General features: G+C 59.2%; 20 protein-coding genes. 12 read left to right on the top strand and 8 right to left on the bottom strand.

Going from position 1 to position 22,205, the window contains the following annotated elements:
• The first annotated feature begins 2 nt into the window (after window positions 1-2).
• Together VJ698_RS22905 and VJ698_RS22900 are read left to right on the top strand one after the other, a co-directional pair.
• Window positions 3-497: a peroxiredoxin gene (locus VJ698_RS22905; RefSeq protein WP_324105133.1), complete on the top strand. Its 495-nt coding sequence runs from the start codon at window positions 3-5 to the stop codon at window positions 495-497.
• Window positions 498-699: 202 nt separating this feature from the next.
• Window positions 700-2,355 (top strand): PhoH family protein, encoded by a 1,656-nt coding sequence (locus VJ698_RS22900; protein ID WP_324105132.1) that lies wholly within the window; start codon window positions 700-702, stop codon window positions 2,353-2,355.
• Window positions 2,356-2,565: 210 nt separating this feature from the next.
• Here VJ698_RS22900 and VJ698_RS22895 read toward each other — a convergent pair whose 3' ends face one another.
• The 3 genes from VJ698_RS22895 to VJ698_RS22885 form a co-directional block, all read right to left on the bottom strand.
• A complete protein-coding gene (locus VJ698_RS22895; RefSeq protein ID WP_324105131.1) occupies window positions 2,566-3,573 on the bottom strand; it encodes an inorganic phosphate transporter in 1,008 nt (335 codons plus the stop codon).
• A 55-nt stretch (window positions 3,574-3,628) separates the two neighbouring features.
• A complete protein-coding gene (locus VJ698_RS22890) occupies window positions 3,629-4,255 on the bottom strand; it encodes a DUF47 domain-containing protein (protein WP_324105130.1) in 627 nt (208 codons plus the stop codon).
• A gap of 67 nt (window positions 4,256-4,322) precedes the next feature.
• A complete protein-coding gene (locus VJ698_RS22885) occupies window positions 4,323-5,708 on the bottom strand; it encodes a replicative DNA helicase (protein ID WP_324105129.1) in 1,386 nt (461 codons plus the stop codon).
• A gap of 176 nt (window positions 5,709-5,884) precedes the next feature.
• Between VJ698_RS22885 and VJ698_RS22880 the strand changes: the two genes are divergently transcribed.
• From VJ698_RS22880 to VJ698_RS22865, 4 genes are read left to right on the top strand one after another with little or no spacing between them, the layout of a single operon-like run.
• Window positions 5,885-6,328 carry a MarR family transcriptional regulator gene (locus VJ698_RS22880; protein WP_324105128.1) on the top strand — a complete coding sequence of 148 codons (444 nt, stop codon included), beginning with the start codon at window positions 5,885-5,887 and terminating at the stop codon, window positions 6,326-6,328.
• 41 nt (window positions 6,329-6,369) lie between these two features.
• Window positions 6,370-7,875 (top strand): efflux transporter outer membrane subunit, encoded by a 1,506-nt coding sequence (locus VJ698_RS22875; protein ID WP_324105127.1) that lies wholly within the window; start codon window positions 6,370-6,372, stop codon window positions 7,873-7,875.
• 28 nt (window positions 7,876-7,903) lie between these two features.
• On the top strand, window positions 7,904-9,124 hold the full coding sequence (locus VJ698_RS22870; protein ID WP_324105126.1) for an HlyD family efflux transporter periplasmic adaptor subunit: 1,221 nt from the start codon (window positions 7,904-7,906) through the stop codon (window positions 9,122-9,124).
• A gap of 9 nt (window positions 9,125-9,133) precedes the next feature.
• Entirely contained in the window at window positions 9,134-10,717 is a 1,584-nt protein-coding gene (locus tag VJ698_RS22865) for a DHA2 family efflux MFS transporter permease subunit (RefSeq protein ID WP_414691214.1), read from the top strand.
• A gap of 69 nt (window positions 10,718-10,786) precedes the next feature.
• Here the strand turns inward: VJ698_RS22865 and rplI are convergent, their stop codons facing one another.
• From rplI to rpsF, 4 genes are read right to left on the bottom strand one after another with little or no spacing between them, the layout of a single operon-like run.
• Window positions 10,787-11,239, bottom strand: a complete 453-nt coding sequence (gene rplI, locus VJ698_RS22860; protein ID WP_324105125.1) for a 50S ribosomal protein L9 — start codon at window positions 11,237-11,239, stop codon at window positions 10,787-10,789.
• A 26-nt stretch (window positions 11,240-11,265) separates the two neighbouring features.
• Window positions 11,266-11,550: a 30S ribosomal protein S18 gene (rpsR, locus tag VJ698_RS22855; RefSeq protein WP_089397949.1), complete on the bottom strand. Its 285-nt coding sequence runs from the start codon at window positions 11,548-11,550 to the stop codon at window positions 11,266-11,268.
• A 15-nt stretch (window positions 11,551-11,565) separates the two neighbouring features.
• Complete coding sequence (gene priB, locus VJ698_RS22850) at window positions 11,566-11,868, bottom strand: primosomal replication protein N (RefSeq protein ID WP_324105124.1); 303 nt, start codon at window positions 11,866-11,868, stop codon at window positions 11,566-11,568.
• Window positions 11,869-11,886: 18 nt separating this feature from the next.
• Window positions 11,887-12,255 carry a 30S ribosomal protein S6 gene (gene rpsF / locus VJ698_RS22845; protein ID WP_324105123.1) on the bottom strand — a complete coding sequence of 123 codons (369 nt, stop codon included), beginning with the start codon at window positions 12,253-12,255 and terminating at the stop codon, window positions 11,887-11,889.
• Window positions 12,256-12,490: 235 nt separating this feature from the next.
• Here rpsF and lexA point away from each other — a divergent pair, with 235 nt between their 5' ends.
• Window positions 12,491-13,153 carry a transcriptional repressor LexA gene (gene lexA, locus VJ698_RS22840; RefSeq protein ID WP_324105122.1) on the top strand — a complete coding sequence of 221 codons (663 nt, stop codon included), beginning with the start codon at window positions 12,491-12,493 and terminating at the stop codon, window positions 13,151-13,153.
• 94 nt (window positions 13,154-13,247) lie between these two features.
• On the opposite strand, the gene VJ698_RS22835 is transcribed toward lexA, so the two are convergent.
• Window positions 13,248-14,006: an RNA methyltransferase gene (locus tag VJ698_RS22835; protein ID WP_324105121.1), complete on the bottom strand. Its 759-nt coding sequence runs from the start codon at window positions 14,004-14,006 to the stop codon at window positions 13,248-13,250.
• A gap of 134 nt (window positions 14,007-14,140) precedes the next feature.
• On the opposite strand from VJ698_RS22835, the gene VJ698_RS22830 reads away from it, so the two are divergent.
• The 5 genes from VJ698_RS22830 to VJ698_RS22810 all read left to right on the top strand — a co-directional run bounded on the left by VJ698_RS22830 (window position 14,141) and on the right by VJ698_RS22810 (window position 22,193).
• A complete protein-coding gene (locus tag VJ698_RS22830; RefSeq protein ID WP_324105120.1) occupies window positions 14,141-14,935 on the top strand; it encodes an inositol monophosphatase family protein in 795 nt (264 codons plus the stop codon).
• A gap of 153 nt (window positions 14,936-15,088) precedes the next feature.
• The gene (locus VJ698_RS22825) at window positions 15,089-16,450 is read left to right on the top strand and encodes a DEAD/DEAH box helicase (protein ID WP_324105119.1); all 1,362 of its coding nucleotides are present in this window, start codon (window positions 15,089-15,091) and stop codon (window positions 16,448-16,450) included.
• Between the two features lie 286 nt (window positions 16,451-16,736).
• A complete protein-coding gene (locus tag VJ698_RS22820) occupies window positions 16,737-18,464 on the top strand; it encodes a ClcB-like voltage-gated chloride channel protein (RefSeq protein WP_324105118.1) in 1,728 nt (575 codons plus the stop codon).
• Between the two features lie 157 nt (window positions 18,465-18,621).
• Window positions 18,622-21,267: a DNA mismatch repair protein MutS gene (mutS, locus tag VJ698_RS22815; RefSeq protein WP_324105117.1), complete on the top strand. Its 2,646-nt coding sequence runs from the start codon at window positions 18,622-18,624 to the stop codon at window positions 21,265-21,267.
• The gene (locus tag VJ698_RS22810; RefSeq protein ID WP_324105116.1) at window positions 21,264-22,193 is read left to right on the top strand and encodes a hypothetical protein; all 930 of its coding nucleotides are present in this window, start codon (window positions 21,264-21,266) and stop codon (window positions 22,191-22,193) included. Before mutS ends, VJ698_RS22810 begins: the two co-directional genes overlap by 4 nt.
• Window positions 22,194-22,205 lie beyond the last annotated feature (12 nt).

Here is a 22,205-nt window from a genome sequence, read left to right as displayed (position 1 = left end):
CCATGGACCAGGAGACCAACGTGGCCGAAAGCCCATCCGCATTGAACTTGATCGTTCCCGAATTTTCCGCCGCCATGACCGGCGAGCAGACCTTCCGGCTGTCCGACTACAAGGGAAAGAAGATCGTGTTGTATTTCTACCCGAAGGACAACACGCCTGGCTGCACGACAGAAGGCATGCAGTTTCGCGACCTGCACCCTCAATTCCAGGAGGCCAATGCCGAAGTGTTCGGCGTCAGTCGCGACAGCATCCGCTCCCATGAAGGCTTCAAGGCCAAGCTGGGCATGCCCTTCGAACTGATCTCCGATCCGGACGAAACGCTATGCAACATGTTCAATGTGATGAAAATGAAAAGCATGTATGGCAAGCAGGTACGGGGCGTTGAACGTAGTACATTTGTGATTGACGGAACCGGGAAATTGGTGAAAGAATGGCGTGGAGTGAAAGTGCCTGGGCACGTTGACGAAGTCCTTGAGTTCGTAAAGGCTCTCGCATAGTTCGCTGGACCCATACGCTGAACACATTGAATTTACAAGAATTTTCATACAGAAAGCCGTTTGTGGAAGAGGTGCCAAGCCTCCCCCTCAAACGGCTTTTGTGTTTTGCGATCCCCTTTTTTCCCCGTTGTCCAACCCACCTCCTGTCTGTTTGGCCCACAGAGCGTAGTCAATTCAACACATTTTTTAGATTGAGGTCCTGATGCCACTGCCTAAATTACCGACCAAACCAGCAACATTGCTTTCCACGCAAGACTATCCGAAGGCAGAGAAAGGGAAATCGGTAAAACCTGTGATGACGCTGGTTGAAACCACACCGCACACGACCGAATCCGCGCCACAGGCGCGCTCAAAGACAAGCGAAAAAGCTCCTTCCGCAAAACGCACGGCAAAACCCAAGGCTGTCGAAACACTGATCAAGTCGAGCGCCAGCCGCATCGGCGACAAGCTTGGCGTCACCAAGATGTTCGTGCTGGACACCAACGTGCTGATGCACGATCCGACCTCTCTGTTCCGCTTCGAGGAACACGACGTCTACCTGCCGATGATGACGCTCGAGGAACTGGACAACCACAAGAAAGGCATGTCGGAAGTCGCGCGCAATGCGCGCCAGGTATCGCGCTCGCTGGATGCACTCGTTGCCGGGGTGGAAGAGCATGCGATCGAGGAAGGCATTCCACTTTCCAAGTTGGGAAACAAGGATGCCAAGGGTCGCTTGTTCTTCCAGACCAAGCTGCAGCACGTACCGCTTCCCGAAGGGCTGCCGATCGGCAAGGCCGACAACCAGATCCTTGGCGTGGTGCGCGCCCTCGAGGTGCAGAACCCGGACCGTCCCATCGTGCTGGTGTCGAAGGACATCAACATGCGCATCAAGGCACGTGCGATGGGCCTTCCCGCGGAAGAGTATTTCAACGACCATGTACTGGAAGACACCGACCTGCTCTACTCCGGCATCATGCAACTGCCGGACGACTTCTGGAACAAGCATGCCAAGGGTATGGAGTCCTGGCAGGAAAACAAACACGGTACGGGCTATACCTTCTATCGTTTGACCGGTCCGGTGGTACCTTCCATGCTGGTTAATCAATTCGTGTTCCTCGAACCGCACAACGGTGAAGCACCGTTCTACGGGCAGGTGAAGCAGATCAATGGCAAGACGGCCGTCCTGCAGACCTTGCGCGACTACACGCATGGCAAGAACAGCGTGTGGGGCATCACGGCACGCAACCGCGAGCAGAATTTTGCGCTCAACCTGCTGATGAATCCGGAATGCGATTTCGTGACCCTGCTTGGCCAGGCCGGCACCGGCAAGACCCTGCTGGCCCTGGCCGCCGGCCTTGCCCAGGTGCTGGAGACCAAGCTCTACAACGAAATCATCGTGACCCGTGTGACGGTTCCGGTCGGCGAGGACATCGGCTTCCTGCCGGGCACCGAGGAAGAAAAGATGTCGCCGTGGATGGGTGCATTCGACGACAACCTCGAAGTGCTGAACAAATCCGACTCGGACGCCGGCGAATGGGGCCGCGCAGCCACGCAGGACCTGATCCGTTCACGGATCAAGATCAAGTCGCTCAATTTCATGCGGGGACGGACCTTCGTCAACAAGTTCCTGATCATCGACGAAGCGCAGAACCTGACGCCAAAACAGGTCAAGACCCTGGTCACGCGCGCAGGCCCTGGCACCAAGATCGTCTGCCTCGGCAACATCGCACAGATCGACACACCCTACCTGACAGAAGGCTCTAGCGGCCTGACCTACGTGGTCGATCGTTTCAAGGGATGGGCACACAGCGGCCACGTGACGCTGGCGCGCGGGGAACGCTCGCGCCTCGCGGATCACGCAAGCGACGTGCTGTAACACGGTTGTTCCTTCAAACAAAAAAAGCCTGCATGTTCGTCATGCAGGCTTTTTTTATACGCCATGAGGCTTAGCAGGCTGTTAAAAGCGTAGCGAGCGAACCGAGATTGCGGGCGGGCCGCGTAGGCGCGACGAGCGCACGCGTACGAGTAGTACGCAGAGCACCGCAGGCCACAAGATCGGCCCGCGCAGTAGTTTTTCAACAGCCTGTTAGAGGATTTTCGTTCCGATCCACCATGCGATGGCCGCAACGAAGGCCGATGCCGGGATGGTGAGGATCCAGGCCCAGACGATATTGCCGGCCACGCCCCAGCGCACGGCCGACATCTTGCGCGATGAACCCACGCCCACGATGGCGCCGGTAATCGTGTGCGTCGTCGACACCGGGATGCCGAGCCAGGTCGCCAGGAACAGGGTGATCGCACCGCCAGTCTCGGCGCAGAAGCCTCCGACCGGCTTGAGCTTGGTGATCTTCTGCCCCATCGTCTTAACAATGCGCCAACCGCCGAATAGCGTGCCCAGGCCGATGGCCGTATAACACGTGATCACGACCCACCATGGCAGCGAATCCTTTGCCCCAGGGTAGCCGGATGCGATCAGCAGCATCCAGATGATACCCATGGTCTTCTGCGCATCATTGCCGCCGTGCCCGAGACTGTACATGGACGCTGAAAGCAACTGGATGCGGCGGAACCATTTATCCACGCGCCGCGGCGTCGATCCGACGAAGATCCATGACACCACTACCATCATGATCGAACCGAAAATGAACCCGAGCAGCGGCGACAGTACGATGAAGGCGATGGTCTTGACCAGGCCGGAGGCAATCAGCGAGCCGGTACCCGACTTCGCCACCGCAGCGCCGACCAGTCCGCCGATCAGCGCATGGGACGACGAGGACGGAATGCCGTAATACCACGTCACCACGTTCCAGAAAATCGCGCCGACTAGCGCGCCGAATATCACATAATGATCGACCACAATCGGGTCGATCGTACCCTTGCCGATCGTGCTCGCTACTTTCAGCTGGAAGAAGAAAATCGCAACGATGTTGAACACGGAAGCCATGGCAACTGCGGTTTGCGGCTTCAGGACTCCAGTGGATACCACCGTGGCGATTGCATTCGCCGCGTCATGGAAGCCGTTCATGAAGTCGAACAGGACCGCAAGCCCGATCAACAGGGCAAGGACATAGATACTGATGTGAAGGGTGGGCATAGAATTCTTGTTGTAATCGTTTCGGATTGCTGCAGCGACTCCCGCGCACGCAGCATCAGGCGTTCTCGAGGATGATGCCTTCGATGATGTTGGCAACGTCTTCGCAACGATCCGTCACGGTTTCCAGAATTTCGTAGATCGCCTTCAGCTTGATCAGGGTGCGTACGTCCGGCTCATCGCGGAACAGCTTGGACATTGCGGCACGCATCACGTGGTCGGCGTCCGATTCGAGACGGTCGATTTCCTCGCAGATGGACAGGATCTGGTGCGCATTGTCCATGCTGTGCAGCAGGCCGACTGCGGTTTTCATTTTCTCGGTGCATGCCAGGCACAATTCGGCCAGGCGCCTGGCTTCCGGCGTGATCGACTTGATGTCATAGAGGGAAATCGTCTGCCCGCCGTCTTCCAGCAGATCGAGGATGTCGTCCATGCTGGTGATCAGCTTGTGGATGTCATCGCGGTCGAGCGGGGTGATGAAGGTCTTGTGCAGCAGTTCCAGCGTTGCGTGCGTGACCTTGTCGGCCTGCTTTTCAACGCTTTCAATGGCATGGACGCGATGCTCCAGATCGTCGAAATTGGTCATCAGCGCCAGCATTTCCTTTGCGCCTTTCACGCAGAAATCCGCATGCTGGTTGAACAGGTCAAAAAACTTTCCCTCGGTGGGCATCAATCGTCCAAACATAATTGCTCTCTCTTTTGGTTAAAGCATTCAATCGTTCCGATTTTCAATAGCGGCCGGAAAGGCGCCCTTACTCATTGTCGAAAATCGCATTTCCGCCGGTGTAATTGTCGAATTTCGTGTATTCACCAAGGAAGGTCAGGCGCACCGTGCCGATCGGGCCGTTACGCTGTTTGCCGATAATGATTTCCGCCGTGCCCTTATCCGGGGAGTCCGGGTTGTACACCTGGTCGCGGTAAATGAACAGGATCACGTCGGCGTCCTGCTCGATGGCGCCGGATTCACGCAGGTCGGACATCACGGGACGCTTGTTGGGACGCTGCTCCAGGGAACGGTTCAACTGAGACAGCGCAATCACCGGGCAATTCAGTTCCTTGGCCAAGCCTTTCAGGTTCCGCGAAATCTCGGAAATTTCCGTCGCACGATTTTCACCGGACGAACTGCCCGACATGAGCTGCAGGTAGTCGATGATGATCAATCCGAGGCGTCCGCATTGGCGCGACAGGCGCCGTGCACGCGCACGCAATTCGATCGGGTTCAGCGCGGGCGTCTCGTCGATATAGAGCTGCGCTTCATTCATCTTCTGGATCGCGTGCGTCAGGCGCGGCCAGTCTTCGTCATTCAGCTTGCCGATCCGCAGGCGGCTCTGGTCGAGCCGGCCCACCGAGCCGAGCATACGCATGGCGAGCTGTGCGCCACCCATTTCCATGGAGAACACGGCAACCGGGAGGCCACTGTCGATGGCCACGTTCTCGCCAATATTCAGGGAGAACGCCGTCTTGCCCATCGATGGGCGTCCCGCGACGATGATGAGGTCGCCCGGTTGCAGGCCCGAGGTCATGCGGTCCAGGTCCAGGAAACCTGTCGGTACGCCGGTGATGTCGTTCTGGTTGTCGCGGTTGTACAGCTCGTCGATGCGCTCGACCACCTGGGTGAGCAGCGGCTGGATCGCGAGCCAGCCTTGGGCGCCACGCGCACCTTCTTCGGCGATTGCAAAAATCTTTGACTCGGCTTCATCAAGCAACTGCTTGACTTCCTTGCCTTGCGGATTGAGCGCCTGGGTAGAGATTTCATCCGACACCGTAATCAGCTTGCGCAGCACACCGCGGTCGCGGACGATTTCGGCATAGCGGCGGATGTTGGCTGCCGACGGCGTGTTCTGTGCCAGCGCGTTCAGGTAAGCCAGCCCGCCGACCTCTTCCGCCTTGCCGCTGGTGGTCATCGCCTCGTACACGGTGATAACGTCGGCCGGCCTCGTAGCGTTGATCAGCTTGACGATGTGCTGAAAGATGACGCGGTGGTCGTAACGATAGAAATCGTCTTCACTAACAAAGTCCGCGATGCGATCCCACGCCGAATTGTCCAGCAATAGTCCGCCCAATACGGACTGCTCTGCTTCGATGGAATGGGGTGGTACTCGAAGGGAATCCAGTTGAGGATCAGTGCGGGTATTCATGGCGCGCATTATACCTGCACACCCTGCGCTTCAGCACGGCAACACGGGGAATATTCGGCATTGCCGAAACGCCAATTCCTTGCATTTCACCAATTTACTGACGCGGCACTAGTTGCCTTGACATTGACTGCCTAGGCAGCTATATTGCCGTCTCTTGTCATGATCAGACTGACACCATGTCCCACCCCTATTCCCTGAAGAATTTCACCCCCGGCGAAAGTATCGGGTACCTGCTCAAGTGCGCCGGTAGCAAGCTGACGCTCACCGTGGATCGCGGCCTCGCCGAATTCGACATGACGCATGCCCAGCTCGGCATCATCCTGAGGCTGGCGCATGGATATGCAAAGACCGCCGCAGATCTTTCGCGCGACCAGATGACGGATACCGGCGCGATGACGCGCATGCTGGACCGGCTCGAAGAGAAAGGCTTCATCGAACGCGCGCGCAGTAGCGAAGATCGGCGCGTGGTGGAAGTTGCCCTGACCGCCAAGGGGACCCAGCTCGCGGACCAAATGACCCAAGTTGTCATCGATGCACTGAACCACCATCTGCGCGGTTTCTCCGCTGCGGAAATCGCCCAGTTCAAGGATTTCCTGCGCCGCATGGTGAGCAACGCCTGACGACAAAGCGCCCAACTCCAAACCGACGGACAAGAAGACAAATGACCAGAATTCTTCGACTGCTTCAAGCGCGCATCAACCGCCGCACAACACGGCTCGGCGTCGTTTCCATGGTTTCCCTGCTGAGCGCCTGCGCGGGATACCAACCGGTGCCGCCACAGGTCAAGCCAATCGACAGCATCGCACTGGAAACCCATGCGCCAAGCGCGCAAGACACCGATACCTGGCCGCAGGACGGGTGGTGGTCAGCTTACGGTGACGACCAGCTTGACCAACTCATGCAGCGCGCGCTGAAAAACAATCCGACGCTCGCTGCCGCGCAAGCACGCATTGCACGTGCCCAGGCCGCAGCCAATCTTGCGCGATCCACGGAATCACTGCAGGTCGGCACCGGCGTCGACGCAAGCTACGGCCGTCAGTCCGAGAACTACCTGCTGCCCAGGCCTCCCCTCGGCAAAGGCGGCGAATACATCAGTCAGGGACAGGCCGTAGTCAACTTCGGCTATGAGCTCGACCTGTGGGGCAGGAATGACGCCCTGATCCGCGCCGCGCAGGCACAGCTCAAGGCCGCCGCATTCGACCACGATGCCGCACGCCTGGCACTGACAACCTCCATCGCCCGCGCCTACGCACAACTCGCTTCACAGTACGACCTGCAGGACATCCTGCTGGCAACGCTTGAACAGCGTCGCGCCATCCGCAAACTGATCGATGAGCGGGTGGCAAACGGCCTGGACACGCGCGTTGAAGTCAAGCAGGCGGAAACCAATGAAGCGGCGCTGCGCATCGACCTGGAACAGCTCGCCACCACCATCAAGGTCACTCGCCTGCAGATCACAGCGCTGGCCGGCGACATGCCGGCTGCCGCCGATGCCATCAAGCGACCGACGATGACTGCGGTACCATTCAACATCCCGGTAAACCTGCCGATTGATCTTCTCGCACGCCGCCCAGAACTCGCCGCACAACGCGCGCGCATTACGGCCGCTCTCGGTGAAGCGGAAGCGGCAAAGGCGCAGTTCTATCCCAGTATCAATCTCAACGCGTTCATCGGTTTCCAGTCGATCGGGCTCGGCCAGCTCTTCTCCGGCGGCAGCCTGATCAACAGCGTCGGCTCCGCATTCCGCTTGCCAATCTTCGACGGCGGCAGGCTGCGGGCGAACTATGCCGGCAAGGCGAGCGATATCGATGCGGCTGTTGCGCAGTACAACCAGTCGGTCCTTGCTGCCGCGCAGGAAGTGGCGGAGCAGTTGACGCGCATTGCCGACCTGTCGCGCGAAGAAGCAGCCGCGCGCGAAGCATTGTCCGCTGCCGACGAAGCGCATCGACTGGCGACCCTGCGCTACAAGGGCGGACTGTCGCCTTATCTGACCGTGCTAACGGTTGAAACGCAACTGCTGGCGCAGCGGCGGGCGCTCGCCAATGTGAAGGCGCGCCGCGACGACCTGCAGGTCAGCCTGATCCGTGCGCTCGGCGGCGGCTTCAGCGAAACCGGCACAGCGCCGCAACTATCTGCCGGCCCGCAGGCTGGCAATCGCCACCAATGACAAAGAATTCCGAATCCAGGAGAAATTCATGAGTGCCGTACCCAATTCCCCCAGCAACACGCCCGGCTCTGCGCCGTTCACGCCATCCGAAGCACCTGCAAGCAGCAAACCGTCCGGATCGCCGAAACGCAAGAAAGTGCTGACGACAATCGCCGCCATCTTTGTTGTCGCCGGTATCGCCTATGGCAGCTATTGGACTCTGGTGTCCCGTTATTATGAAGATACCGATAACGCCTATGTGCAAGGCAACGTCGTCCAGGTTACGCCGCAGATCGCTGGCACGGTAGCGAAAATCCATGCCGACGACACGAACCTGGTCAAAGCCGGCCAGCCGCTGATCAGCCTCGACACTGCCGATGCCGATGTCGCGCTGGCGCAGGCTGAGGCGCAGCTCGCGCAGACCGTGCGCGAAGTCCGCACCCTGTTCGCCGCGCAAGCACAGGCAAAAGCCAACCTCTCGGTACGCGAGGCAGAACTGGCAAGAGCAAAGGATGACCTCGCGCGCCGCAAGGCGCTCGCGGGCTCCGGGGCCGTGTCTGCCGAAGAAATCCGGCATGCCGAAAGTGCAGTCAATACGGCTCAGGCCGCGCTTGCTGCCGCCACAGAACAGCTCGTCTCCGGACGCGCATTGACCGAAGGCACGACCGTCGCCAATCATCCGAATGTGCAGCGTGCCGCGGCACGCGTGCGCGAAGCCATGCTGGCGCAGTCACGTTCCGTGCTGTATGCGCCGGTCACGGGGCAGGTTGCCAAGCGCAGCGTGCAGGTCGGCCAGCGCATCACGCCTGGCGCACCGCTGATGGCGATCGTGCCGCTCGACCGACTCTGGGTCGATGCCAACTTCAAGGAATCGCAACTGCGCGAAATGCATGTCGGCCAACCAGTCACGCTGATCTCGGATTTGTACGGCAGCAAGGTCAAGTACGAAGGCAAGATCGTCGGCCTGGCCGCTGGCACTGGCTCGGCCTTCGCCCTGCTGCCCGCCCAGAACGCGACCGGCAACTGGATCAAGGTGGTGCAGCGGGTGCCAGTGCGCATCTCCCTCGATCCGAAGCAACTGGCGGAGCATCCGCTGCGCATCGGACTGTCAATGCGCGCGGAAGTGGACCTGCACGACCAGCAAGGCCCGCGCGTCGGTGACGCCGTCGGAACTGCCGGTGCAATGACTGCCTATGCAGCTGCGGCCGAAGAAGTCGAAGCGCAGGCAAAAGCGCACATTGATTCGGTCATTGCGGCCAACCTGAAATAAGGAAACCGGATGTCCTCCCAGACGACTTCCACACCTGCAGCCGTCGGTATGCCAACAAAGCCGCCCGCCCTGCCCCCGTTAAGCGGTCCAGCGCTCGCCCTGCTGACGATCGCGGCAGCTTTGTCAACCTTCATGGAAATCCTCGACATCACGATCGCGAACGTCTCGATTCCGACCATTGCAGGCGCACTCGGCGTGTCGTCCAGCCAGGGCACATGGATCATCAGCGCGTACTCAGTTGCCGCCGCCATCGCCGTGCCCCTGACAGGCTGGCTGGCCAAGCGTGTCGGCGAAGTAAAACTCTTTTCCATGTCGGTACTGGCATTCACGCTCATGTCGGCCTTGGCAGCGTTTTCGGTCAACCTGGAGATGCTGGTCGTGCTCCGCCTGCTGCAAGGCCTGGTTTCCGGCCCAATGGTGCCCTTGTCGCAGACGCTGCTGGTTCGCAACTTCCCGCCCGAAAAACGCGGCGCAGCGATGGGGTTGTGGGCGATGACAGTGATCCTGGCGCCGATTGCCGGTCCGCTTCTCGGCGGCTATATCAGTGACAACTTCCACTGGTCCTGGATCTTCCTGATCAATATTCCGATTGGCCTGTTCGGCGGCATCACCATCTGGACCCTGATGCGCAAGCGCGAATCGCCGACCTTCAAGCTTCCGCTCGACGTCGTCGGTCTGGTCCTGCTGGTCGTCGGCGTCGGTAGCCTGCAACTGATGCTGGAAATCGGCAAAGACTACGATTGGTTCGCATCACCGTTCATCACGGCGCTGGGCATTACCGCGGTCGTTACCCTCACCTTTTTCATTGCATGGGTGCTGACATCGTCCGACCATCCCATCGTGGAACTGCAACTGTTCGCAGACAAGAATTTCTGCTACGGCGTCATCCTGCTATCTGTCGGCTTCATGACTTACTTCGGCACCGTCGTGATCTTCCCGCTCTGGCTGCAAATGGTGATGGGTTACACGTCGGCGCAAGCCGGACTTGCAATGTCCCCGATTGGCATCTTTATGCTGATCCTGTCGCCGATCATCGCGCGTAACGTGGCGTGGCTGAACCTGCGCGTGCTGGCCACCTTCGCCTTCACCGTGATGGGCGCGGTATCGCTCTGGAACACGCAGATGTCGCTTGATGTCGGCTTCTGGGATATCGTCAATCCGCGTCTCGTGCAAGGCATCGGCATGTCATGCTTCTTCCTGCCGGTACAGACGCTGATGCTCTCGAATATCACGCCGGACCACATGGCCGGCGCAACGGGATTATCGAACTTCCTTCGCACGCTTGGTGCCGCAATGGGCACTGCGATCAGCGTGACGACGTGGGAACACCTCGCTTCCGACCATCATTCGCGCCTCGTCGAAAACGTTTCCCGCTTTTCGCCCGCCAGCAACGAGTATCTTGGCACACTCCAGGCCGGCGGCCTGTCGCCTGAACAAGGCTATGCGGTGGTCGAGCGCATGATCAACGCACAAAGCTACATGCTCGCGACCAATGAATTTTTCCTGTATTGCGGAATCGCGTTTTTCGCACTGATCGGCATGGTGTGGCTGACCAGGCCCAGGAAGAACACGGGCATCACGCTCGGGCATTGAATTTCGGTCCACGCCCAAATAAAAAAGCCGACCCTCGGGTCGGCTTTTTCATGATGCGTTTGCTGCGACTTAGGCTTGTTCGCCCAACACGGAAACGGTGACGTCCACAATAACGTCCGTATGCAGTGCCACGGAGACTTGATGGTCGCCAACGGTCTTCAGCGGGCCTTGCGGCATGCGGATCTGCGCCTTCTCGACCGGGAAGCCCTGCTTGGTCACGGCATCAGCGATGTCGGCATTGGTCACGGAACCGAACAGACGGCCGTCAACACCAGCCTTTTGGCTGATCTGGACGGTCATGCCGTTCAGCTTCTCGCCTTGCGCCTGCGCTGCAGCCAACTTCTCGGCTGCTACTTTTTCCAGATCGGCGCGCTTGGCTTCGAATTCGGCCACGGCGGCTGCGGTAGCGCGACGTGCCTTGCGTTGCGGGATCAGGAAGTTACGTGCGTAACCGTCCTTGACCTTGACCACTTCACCCAGGTTGCCCAGATTGACGACTTTTTCCAACAGAATGACTTGCATGTTTTTCTCCTATTCTTCAGTCGCAATCAGGCGTTGTGCAGATCGGTGTACGGCAGCAACGCAAGGTAGCGCGCGCGCTTGATCGCGGTATCAACCTGACGCTGGTAGTGCGCCTTGGTGCCGGTCAGGCGGGCCGGCATGATCTTGCCGTTTTCCTGAACAAAATCCTTCAGGGTGTCAATGTCCTTGTAATCCACTTGCTCAACGCCAGCGGCGGTGAAGCGGCAGAATTTCTTGCGCTTGAACAGCGGGTTTTGCTGCTGGCGCTTTTGCTTGAGTTTGCTCTTGTCGAATTTTTTACCGAATGCCATGTTTGGCTCCTGTATCTAGTGATCTGGTGTATAGGTCTCGAAATCCATGACGTGGAACACGAGGCCTTTGCTGTTGCGGCTCTTGCGTGCAAGGAATCCGGTGAATCTAAATGCCACTCCCAATTCCGCCTGGTTGAACCTTCCTGAAATTTCGCCTGCTGCAATAGCGGCAATTTCAAATTCGACCTGGCGCGGGATGCCTGCTTCAACCTGTTCGGATCCGTGAGCCAGCCTGGCTGACACAATCGGAATGCCTGCCGGCGTGTAACGCATGACGTCCCGCTCGGCAATGCTTGCAACTAGCTGAAGCTGATTCACACTCCCCGGCAGCTGCAATTACGCAGCGGTCGCCTCTGCACGCTGGCTCTTGGCAGCGTCTTCCTTCTGTACGGCCTTCATCATCGGCGACGGCGCGGTCTCGGCCTTCTTCATCTTCACGGTGAGATGGCGCAGGACGGCGTCGTTGAATTTGAAGCCGGTTTCCAGTTCAGCCAGGGTTTCGTTGTCGCACTCAATATTGATGCAGACATAGTGCGCCTTGGCCAGCTTCTGGATCATGTAAGCCATCTGGCGACGACCCCAGTCTTCGACACGGTGGACCTTGCCGTTGCGCGCGGTGACGATGCCCTTGTAGCGCTCGATCATTGCGGGCACTTGCTCGCTTTGATCCGGATGGACGATAAATACGATTTCATAATGACGCATGTAATCTCCTTGTGGACTTGAGAAATGCCCACCCCGGCGTCAAGACGGGTGTGGGAAGAGGAAAGCCAGAAATAATAACGCGATTACAAAGAAAATTCAATGCATTCAAGCTCTTAAGCCGCCTTCCCAGCACTTTTATTCATTTTGGCGGCGAATACGCTTGCATTTCGATATGAGCTGTATAAAAATACAGCCTGTCTTTATGCACAGCGCTTGCCAGCGTTCGCTATCCGCCATGATCAAACTGACCGCACGCCAGGAACAGATTCTGAACCTGATCAGGGAAGCCATTGAAAACACCGGTTTCCCCCCGACCCGTGCTGAAATTGCCGCGGAACTCGGTTTTCGTTCAGCCAATGCTGCAGAGGAACATTTGCAGGCGCTGGCACGCAAGGGTGCGATCGAAATCTCCCCCGGCACGTCGCGCGGCATCCGCTTGCGCGAGCTCGGTTCAGGAATCGGGCTGACGAAATCCAACTCCGGACAAATGTCCCTGCCCCATCCATCGCTGATGCAATTGAGCCTGCCACTGGTCGGCCGGGTGGCTGCCGGTTCACCGATTCTTGCCCAGGAACATATCGAAGCGACTTACAGCGTTGATCCATCACTGTTCTCCGCGAAGCCCGACTTCCTGCTGAAGGTGCGCGGGCTTTCGATGCGGGACGTCGGAATCCTTGACGGTGACCTGCTTGCGGTCAAGAAAGTCGATAGCGCAAAGAACGGCCAGATCGTCGTTGCCCGGCTTGGTGACGATGTCACCGTCAAGCGCTACAAGAAGACGGGATCAGTCATTGAACTGCTGCCCGAGAACCCGGACTTCGAGCCGATCCGTGTCGATTCAGCGCAGGAATTCGCCTTGGAAGGATTGGCAGTCGGTCTGTTGCGGGCGTGGGCTTGAAGGATTGATAACCTCAACATTCCCGCACCTGTAGCAACATAGCCAAGAGGTAGTTCACCAGCAGATTTGAGATGTCCCTCCCGGCACGGGAGGCTCACCGTCCCAGTTTCAGTAAAATCTGCCGTGCAATCCCGCGCAGAATATTGACTTCTTCAGTTTCCAGTTGCGTTCTTGAAAACAGGCGCTTGAACCGTGGCATCAGCTTCTTGGGGTTGTCAGGATCAAGGAAGTCGATTGCCACCAGGGCTTGCTCCAAGTGTGCGTACATTCCCTCGATCTGGGCAAGACTGGCAGCCTCTCCCTGGAAACCAATCACCGTCGGCGGAATGGCGTCTCCCGTGCTCGCAAGCCGGGCTTCATAGGCGAGCACTTGCGCGGCCTGCGCCAGGTTCAAGGACGAATAATCCGGATTGGCCGGGATGTTGATCAGGGCGTTGCACCGCTCGATGATCTCGTTCGGCAAACCATACCGTTCGCTGCCGAACACCAATGCCGCATTCAGGCTGTCACCCGCCATGAGATGGGCGGCCAGAGTCCGAGGCGTCAGCACGGGTGGCGAGTATTCCCGCAGCCGGGCACTCAAGGCAGCTGCAAAATTACAGCCGTCCAGCGCTTCCTCGAACGATCCGACGATTCTGGCCGCTCCAAGTACATCCAGGGCACCGCTGGCAAAAGCAATTGCCTCCTCCTGCTGGAGAACATCCGGAAAACGCGGATTGACCAGCACGAGTTGCGAAAAGCCCATGGTTTTCATCGCGCGTGCGACGGCGCCAACATTGCCTGGATGGCTGGTTTCCACCAACACGAAACGCAAGCGCGCGAAAAGAGAAGTACTTGTTCCTGGCTGGTTCATTTAAAATAGCGGCATTGCGCGGTAATGGATTGCTTGGAATTGCCCGGCCGGATTGCCGCATCGTTCATTAATTCAATTCAATGTGGTTCCGGACGCGGTATGCGACGGTACCGCAATTTTAACGGAACCCTCCTATGCATCCCATGCTGAACACGGCGGTGAAGGCTGCCCGTCGCGCCGCCTCCATCATCAACCGCGCTTCCTTCGACATCGACCGAGTCAAGGTCACGCAGAAGAGCCATAACGATTTCGTTACCGAAGTCGACCAGGCTGCCGAACAAGCAATTATCGAAGTCCTGAAAACCGCCTATCCAGACCATGCGATTCTGGCGGAGGAATCCGGCGCATCATCCAATCTGCACGACGAAAACGACAACGTCTGGATCATCGATCCGATCGACGGCACGACCAATTTTATCCATGGCTTTCCCCAGTATTGCGTATCGATTGCGCTCCAGCAGCGCGGCCAGATCACGCAGGCAGTTGTCTACGACCCGACCCGCAACGATTTGTTTACAGCGACCAAGGGCGCGGGTGCCTACCTGAACGAGAAGCGCATTCGCGTCAGCCGTCGCGACAAAATGGCCGACGCATTGATCGGTACGGGATTCCCGTTCCGCGGCACCGACGACCTGGATGAATACATGAAAATGTTCAAGCTGCTGTCCGAAAGATGCGCCGGCCTGCGGCGTCCAGGCTCAGCTGCGCTAGACCTCGCCTATGTCGCGGCAGGCCGCTACGATGGCTTCTTTGAAAAAGGCCTGCAGCCATGGGATATGGCTGCCGGTTCACTGCTCATCACGGAGGCTGGCGGCATCGTTTCCAATTTCTCCGGCGAATCCGATTATCTGTACAACGGCAACGTGATTGCAGGCACACCGAAAGTCTTTGCCCAGATGGTGAACCTTCTCTCGCCCTTTGCAAAATAATCTCCTTGATCCGGCGCAGCCAGAGCGGGTACTGCAATCGCGCAACCCGCCTGGCGCGCAACGCCATTTCCCGGGCCGCGGATTCCCAGCCTGCCCTTGACCGACGCTTTCCACTGCCCGAAACGGCAGGCAAATCTTTTTTACTGAGTGTTCATGTCTTTTTCCGAACTCGGCTTGTCCGAAGAAATCATCCGAGCTGTTACTGAACAGGGTTACAGCGCCCCGACTCCCATTCAATCCCAGGCCATACCCGCCGTCCTGAAAGGCGGTGACCTGCTGGCCGGTGCACAGACCGGCACCGGCAAGACAGCAGGATTTACCTTGCCAATCCTGCAACGCCTCGCGCAGCGCAAACATCTCACCGGAGGCGCGCGCCAGCCTATCCGCGCGCTGATCCTGACGCCAACCCGCGAGCTTGCTGCGCAAGTCGAGGAAAGCGTCCGGATCTACGGCAAGTACCTGAAGCTGAATTCGGCCGTCATTTTTGGCGGCGTCGGAATCCATCCGCAGATCAAGCAGCTGGAGCGGGGTGTTGATATTCTTGTCGCCACGCCGGGACGCTTGCTCGACCATATGCAGCAGGGAACGATCGACCTGAAGCAGATCGAGATCCTGGTACTGGACGAGGCTGATCGCATGCTGGACATGGGTTTCATCCGCGACATCCGCCGCGTACTCGCCGCACTTCCCACGCAGCGCCAAAACCTGCTGTTCTCCGCCACCTTCTCCGACGAAATCAAGGCACTGGCCGACAGCCTGTTGAATGCGCCGGCGATGATTGAAGTCGCACGGCGCAACTCCACGGTCAACGTGATTGCGCAGAAAATCCACCCGGTGGACCGCAACCGCAAGCATCCCCTGCTGAGCCACCTTATCAGCTCGCGGCAGTGGTCGCAGGTGCTGGTGTTCACCCGCACCAAGCATGGTGCCAACAAGCTGGTCGAGCAACTGAGCAAGGACGGCATTACAGCACTCGCCATTCATGGCAACAAGAGCCAGTCAGCACGCACCCGCGCGCTTTCCGAATTCAAGAACGGCAGCCTGCAGGTGCTGGTGGCGACGGACATTGCCGCACGCGGCATCGACATCGACCAGTTGCCGCATGTCGTGAATTACGACCTGCCAAATGTGCCGGAAGATTATGTACACCGGATTGGGCGTACCGGTCGCGCCGGCGCCACCGGCGAAGCCGTTTCGCTCGTCTGTGTGGACGAACACGACATGCTCAAGGGGATCGAAAAACTGATCAAGCGGAGTATCCCCCAGGAGGTCATTCCTGGCTTCGAGCCCGATCCGAATGCGCGCCCGCAGCCGATCCAGCTGCGCAGCGGCAATGCCGGCGGGCGGAACCAGGGCAGGCGTGACAAGCCCGCTGGCAAAACAGCCGGCAACGGCAATGCACGCACGCCGGCTCCGCAGAAAAGCAGCGCACAGCCCGCAGCGGGCAAGAAGCCGCGTGCCCAGATCCCCGCCCTCCAGCGCCGTCCTGCCGAACGCCGCAAGGACGCCGCGTAAAGGTCCAGAACGGCCATCTAACCAGCATGGCAAATGCGATGATGGGTAGCACGTACTAATCCGGCCTGCCGCTTTCGTGCAGGCCTTCGTTTTTGCGCCGTACGAACGTGTGATATAACATCAACCTGCATGCGCTGCTTGATGTTGTGCATTCGTTAGTTGGTTCGATCAGGTTGATGGCGGCCATACATCCGGTGGTCATTCCTTTACCTTTGTCGATCCCCTCGTGAAAAAATGATTCGCGTCGGACGCTGCCATACGTCCGCCATCGAAGCCCCCTGCGACCGTGCTAGCCCTTCTCCTTAAAGCCAAACTTCGCCTGCAGCGTCTGCTGGAGCTGTCAGAGGCGCCGGCCATGCTCCCCTGGGCGGCGGTGGTTGGCTTTGTCGGCGCGCTGGCAACGATCATCTTCCGCGACGCATTGCGCGGCCTGCAATGGCTCTTTCTCGGCCGCAGCGGTTCCTTTGTCGAGATCGCGGAAGCCCTGCCATGGCAGGCCCGCGTTGTGCTGCCGGCCCTGGGCGGCATCCTCGCGGGCATCTTCCTCGTCGCCGCAAAGCGGCGCACATCGGGAGGCACCTCGGACTACATGGAATCGATCGCCCTGGGCGAAGGCCATGTCTCCGTGTCGCAGACCATCCTGCGCAGCCTCTCCTCGCTGTGCACCATCGCCTCCGGTGGATCGATCGGCCGCGAAGGGTCGATGGTGCAACTGGCCGCATTGAGCGCGTCGCTGACTGGTCGCGTAACCCATCTTGATCCGTCCCGCTTGCGCCTGCTCGTGGCATGCGGTGCAGCGGCCGGCATTACGGCGGCTTACAACGCGCCGATCGCGAGTGCATTTTTCATCACCGAAATTGTGCTGGGCGTGATTGCCATGGACAGTCTCGGGCCAGTGATGGTTGCGTCCGTCGTGGCAAACATCACGATGCGCAAGTTCCCCGGCTATCAGCCCACCTACGAAATGCCGGTGTTTCCGCCGATTGCCAACTTGGAAGTCCTTCTGTTCGTTGCGCTCGGCCTGCTTGCCGGCTTCTTCGCACCACAGTTCCTGCGGCTGCTCGACCTCGTCAAGCGCAAGTTCCAGAAGGCTGATTTCCCCCTCCCCGTGCGGCTCGCACTCGGAGGCCTGATCGTCGGCATCATTTCCGTCTGGGTACCACAGGTCTGGGGCAACGGCTATAGCGTGGTCAACTCCCTGCTGCACACGCACTGGGCATGGCAGGCGGTGCTGCTCGTGCTGGTTTTCAAGATCATCGCCACCGCCGCGACCGTCGGCTCCGGCGCCGTCGGCGGCATCTTCACGCCAACCCTGTTTGTCGGAGCGGCATTCGGCTTCCTGTTCGGCCAGGGCATGCACGAATTATGGCCGCACGCGGTCTCCGCTCCGTTCACGTACGCGATGGTCGGCATGGGTGCTTTTCTTGCGGCGGCGACCAGTGCGCCCCTGATGGCCATCCTCATGATTTTCGAGATGACCCTGAGCTACCAGGTCATGTTGCCCCTGATGCTGTCCTGCGTCGTCTCCTACTTCATCGCGCGCAGCATCGGAGGTACAACGATGTACGAAATCACCTCCAGGCGCGAAGAAGCCGAGCGGGCCCGTCTGCGCCTGCGCGCAACGCGCATGCAGGATTTCATCAAGCCTGCGCAGACCGTCCTTCCGCTCGATGCGCCACTTCAGGATCTGACGCGGCTGTTCCTTCAGTACCCGGTGAAGTATGTCTATATCGTCGATGACGCGAACCGCTATCAAGGGGTGGTCGCCCTGCAGGATCTCGCCACCATCCTGCCTGACGCGGATGCGGCCGGTTCAAGAAAGGCGAAGGATTTCCTGCGAAGCGAATTCCTGGCGGTCATCACGCCGGACATGTCGCTAAGCGACGCGCTGCAGCGATTCCTGACGCACCAGGGCGAACGGCTGCCGGTAGTGCGGGATCTGAAAGACCCCGTTCTGCTCGGCGTGGTGTACAAGACTTCCCTGCTCGATACCTACTTCCGGTTGAACCGTTGAAGCATAGTGCTTCGATTCCCCGCGGAGTGCCACAGGGTAGAATGTCTGGCTTGTTGCAAGGACGAGGATCCGCATCTTGCCGGCCTATGGCATGCGACGCAAACAACAATAATTACCTGATTGACTACCGATATTCACCCGATTCAGCTTGCGCTTCATGAACGACCTCGAAAAGCATACTCCCATGATGCAGCAATATCTACGCATCAAGGCAGACTATCCCGACACGCTCGTCTTCTACCGGATGGGCGATTTCTACGAGCTGTTTTTCGACGATGCGGAGAAAGCCGCGCGCATGCTCGGCATCACCCTTACGCAACGCGGCGCATCCAACGGCGCGCCGATCAAGATGGCGGGCGTGCCCTTCCACTCAGTCGAACAATACCTGGCGAAACTGATCAAGCTGGGCGAATCAGTCGCGATCTGTGAACAGATCGGAGACCCGGCCACCAGTAAGGGGCCTGTCGAACGAAAGGTCCTTCGCGTCGTCACGCCCGGCACCCTCACCGACTCCGACCTGCTGCCGGAAAAATCCGATCGCCCGTTGCTGGCGCTATGCATCGTCACGCAGCGCAAGACCATTACCGTCGGACTTGCATGGCTGTCAATGGCCAGCGGTGCGCTCAACCTGATGGAATTCGCCGGCGACACGAAATCCTTCGAAAGCCGCCTGAAACAGGAACTGGAGCGTATTGCGCCCGCAGAGATCCTGGTGGCGGATGATGCGGGAATCCCGGCGTTGCAAGGTGTGGCAGGCAAATTCACTTCCGTGCCACCCTGGCATTTCGATGCCGTATCGGGCAAGAAGGCGCTGCTCGAACAGCTCGCCGTCGCCACCCTCGCCGGATTCGGCGCCGACAGTCTGACCGCGTCAATCGGCGCGGTGGGCGCACTGCTGCGATACGCGCAGTCGACCCAAGGTAAGGGCCTGCAGCATGTGCGCACGCTGACTGTCGAATCGGAAAACGAATTCATCGGACTGGATGCTGCCACACGCCGCAATCTCGAGCTGACCGAAACGATACGCGGTCAGGACGGCTCGTCCGCATCCCCCACCCTGTTCTCGCAACTCGACCACTGCCGCACGGCCATGGGTTCGCGCCTGCTGCGCCACTGGCTACACCATGCCAGGCGCGACCAGAACGTCGCCAAGGCGCGCCATGCCGCGCTCAATGCGCTGATGCGTGCGGATGCCTCCTCAGGGCTCTCGGCGACCCTGGCCGCAGTACCTGACATCGAACGCATCACTACGCGGATTGCACTGCTCTCGGCACGCCCGCGCGACTTGGCCGGTCTGCGCACCGGCCTCCAGCAGTTGCCCTCGCTGCGCGCCTATGTGGCCATGTGCAACAAGGATGCTGATGCGCCCTTGCTGAGATCGATCCAGGATGCCCTCGCAACGCCATCCGAATGCCTGGACCTGATTGAGCGCGGCATCGCGCTCGAACCGGCGGCGATGGTGCGCGACGGCGGGGTCATCGCGCGCGGATTCGATGCCGAGCTGGACGAACTGCGGGCACTGTCGGAAAACGCCGGCCAGTTCCTGGTCGATCTCGAAACCCGCGAGCGTGCACGTACCGGCATTGCCAATCTCCGCGTGGAATACAACAAGGTGCATGGCTTCTACATTGAAGTCACCCACGGGCAGACCGACAAGGTGCCGGATGACTACCGCCGCCGCCAGACCCTGAAGAACGCGGAACGCTACATCACGCCAGAACTGAAAGCCTTCGAAGACAAGGCGCTGTCGGCCCAGGAACGCGCGCTCGCGCGGGAAAAATGCCTGTACGACAAATTGCTGGACGACATGGCCCCGCATATCGGTACACTGCAAGGCATCGCCCATGCGCTGGCCGAGCTGGACACGCTGGTAGCGCTGGCTGACCATGCCATGCGCAACAACTGGTGCGCACCTCAACTCGTTCCTGAACCGACCATCCTGATCGAGCAAGGCCGCCATCCGGTTGTTGAGAACCAGATCGAACGCTTCATCGCTAACGACTGTGAATTGCACAATGACCGCAAGCTGCTCCTGATCACTGGCCCGAACATGGGCGGCAAATCGACCTACATGCGGCAGGTGGCACTGATCACTTTGCTGGCCTATGTCGGCAGCTTTGTTCCGGCGACCAGCGCCGTCATCGGGCCGATCGACCGCATCTTCACGCGCATCGGCGCGGCCGATGACCTTGCCGGTGGCCGCTCGACCTTCATGGTGGAAATGACCGAGTCGGCCGCCATCCTCAATGGCGCCACCGAACACTCTCTCGTTCTCATGGATGAAGTCGGCCGCGGCACCTCGACCTTCGACGGTCTTGCCCTGGCATGGGCAATCGCGCGACATCTGCTGGAGACGACACACAGCTTCACCCTGTTCGCGACACACTATTTCGAACTCACGCAGCTTCCCGACACGCATTCCGCGGCTGCCAACGTGCATCTGTCCGCAGTCGAGCACAAGGACAGCATCGTTTTCCTGCATGCAGTACAAGCCGGCCCGGCATCACAGAGCTATGGCCTGCAAGTGGCGCAACTGGCCGGCGTGCCGCAGCCGGTCATCAAGGCGGCTCGCAAACATCTCGCCGCGCTGGAAGCGCATTCGGTTCAGGCAACGCCACAGTTTGACTTGTTTGCCGGCAGCATGGCGGACATTGACGATGCCGATGTGGAAGAACCGCAGCAGGCACCGGAGGTCACAGCAGTCATGGAAGCGCTTGCCGACACGGATCCCGATGCGCTTTCGCCGCGTGAAGCGCTGGACACACTCTATCGACTAAAGAACCTGGCCGCCGGAAAACAATGAGAAAAATGCTCTTGCTGCTGCTCTCGTGCGTCGCCCTGGCGCAACCCGCCGCGTTTGCCGTGGAACGCGAAGATTTCAGCTTTGCAGTCATCTCACCGCCATGGAAAGGCGCCACGGCGGAAACGGCGCAGCATGCAGCAATTGAAGACACGGACGCCGACAATCTTGCCTTCGTCGTCGCCAATGGCATCAAGGCGGCTGACGAGCCATGCACCGACAGGATCTATCTGCAAAGGAAGTCTCTGCTACAGAGCGCCAAGAACGGTTTGGTGGTTTCACTCGCCGCCAGCGACTGGGCCGACTGCAGGAGTGAAAACGGCAAGCCGTCCGCCATCGGGAAGCTGAACCGCCTGCGCGACCTGTTCTTCGGCGATGAGTTTTCGATCGGCGCCAGCCGGATTCCGGTGATCCGGCAATCCACCACTGCCCAGTTCCGCGGCTTTCCGGAAAACGCGCGCTGGGCAATCGGCGGGGTGATGTTCGCCACCGTGAATTTACCCCGGAACAACAATCATTATGTGTTCGATGCCGGCCGAAATGGCGAATTCGAGGACAGGCTGGTGGCCGATCGCGATTGGCTGCAACGGATTTTCATGCATGCGAAGCAGGACAGGCTGGACGGCATCGTGCTGTTCTGCGACGGCAATCCGCTTGCAAGACCTGATGGTCCGGGCCGCAAGCGCGACGGCTTTTTGGAAATACGCCGCCAGATCGGGAGCCTGGCCGCGAAATATCACGGAGAAGTGTTGATCGTGCATGGCGCAGCAACTGCGTCACTGGCTTCGCTACGCATCAACTGGCGAGACAATATCGGTGAAATCGGGGCTGCGCCCGGAGTGTTGAAGCTTGCGGTAAGCCATTCGCGTCCGCCGCTATTTTCGATAGTGACTACCGAACCGGCCCAGGCGAGGAACACTCATCATTGACGCCGGCGCGGA

The sequence above is a fragment of the Noviherbaspirillum sp. genome (assembly GCF_035254685.1).
Classification (GTDB): domain Bacteria; phylum Pseudomonadota; class Gammaproteobacteria; order Burkholderiales; family Burkholderiaceae_D; genus Noviherbaspirillum.
Note: the sequence above shows the minus strand (reverse complement) of the source record. Positions and strands in the feature narration are given on the sequence as shown.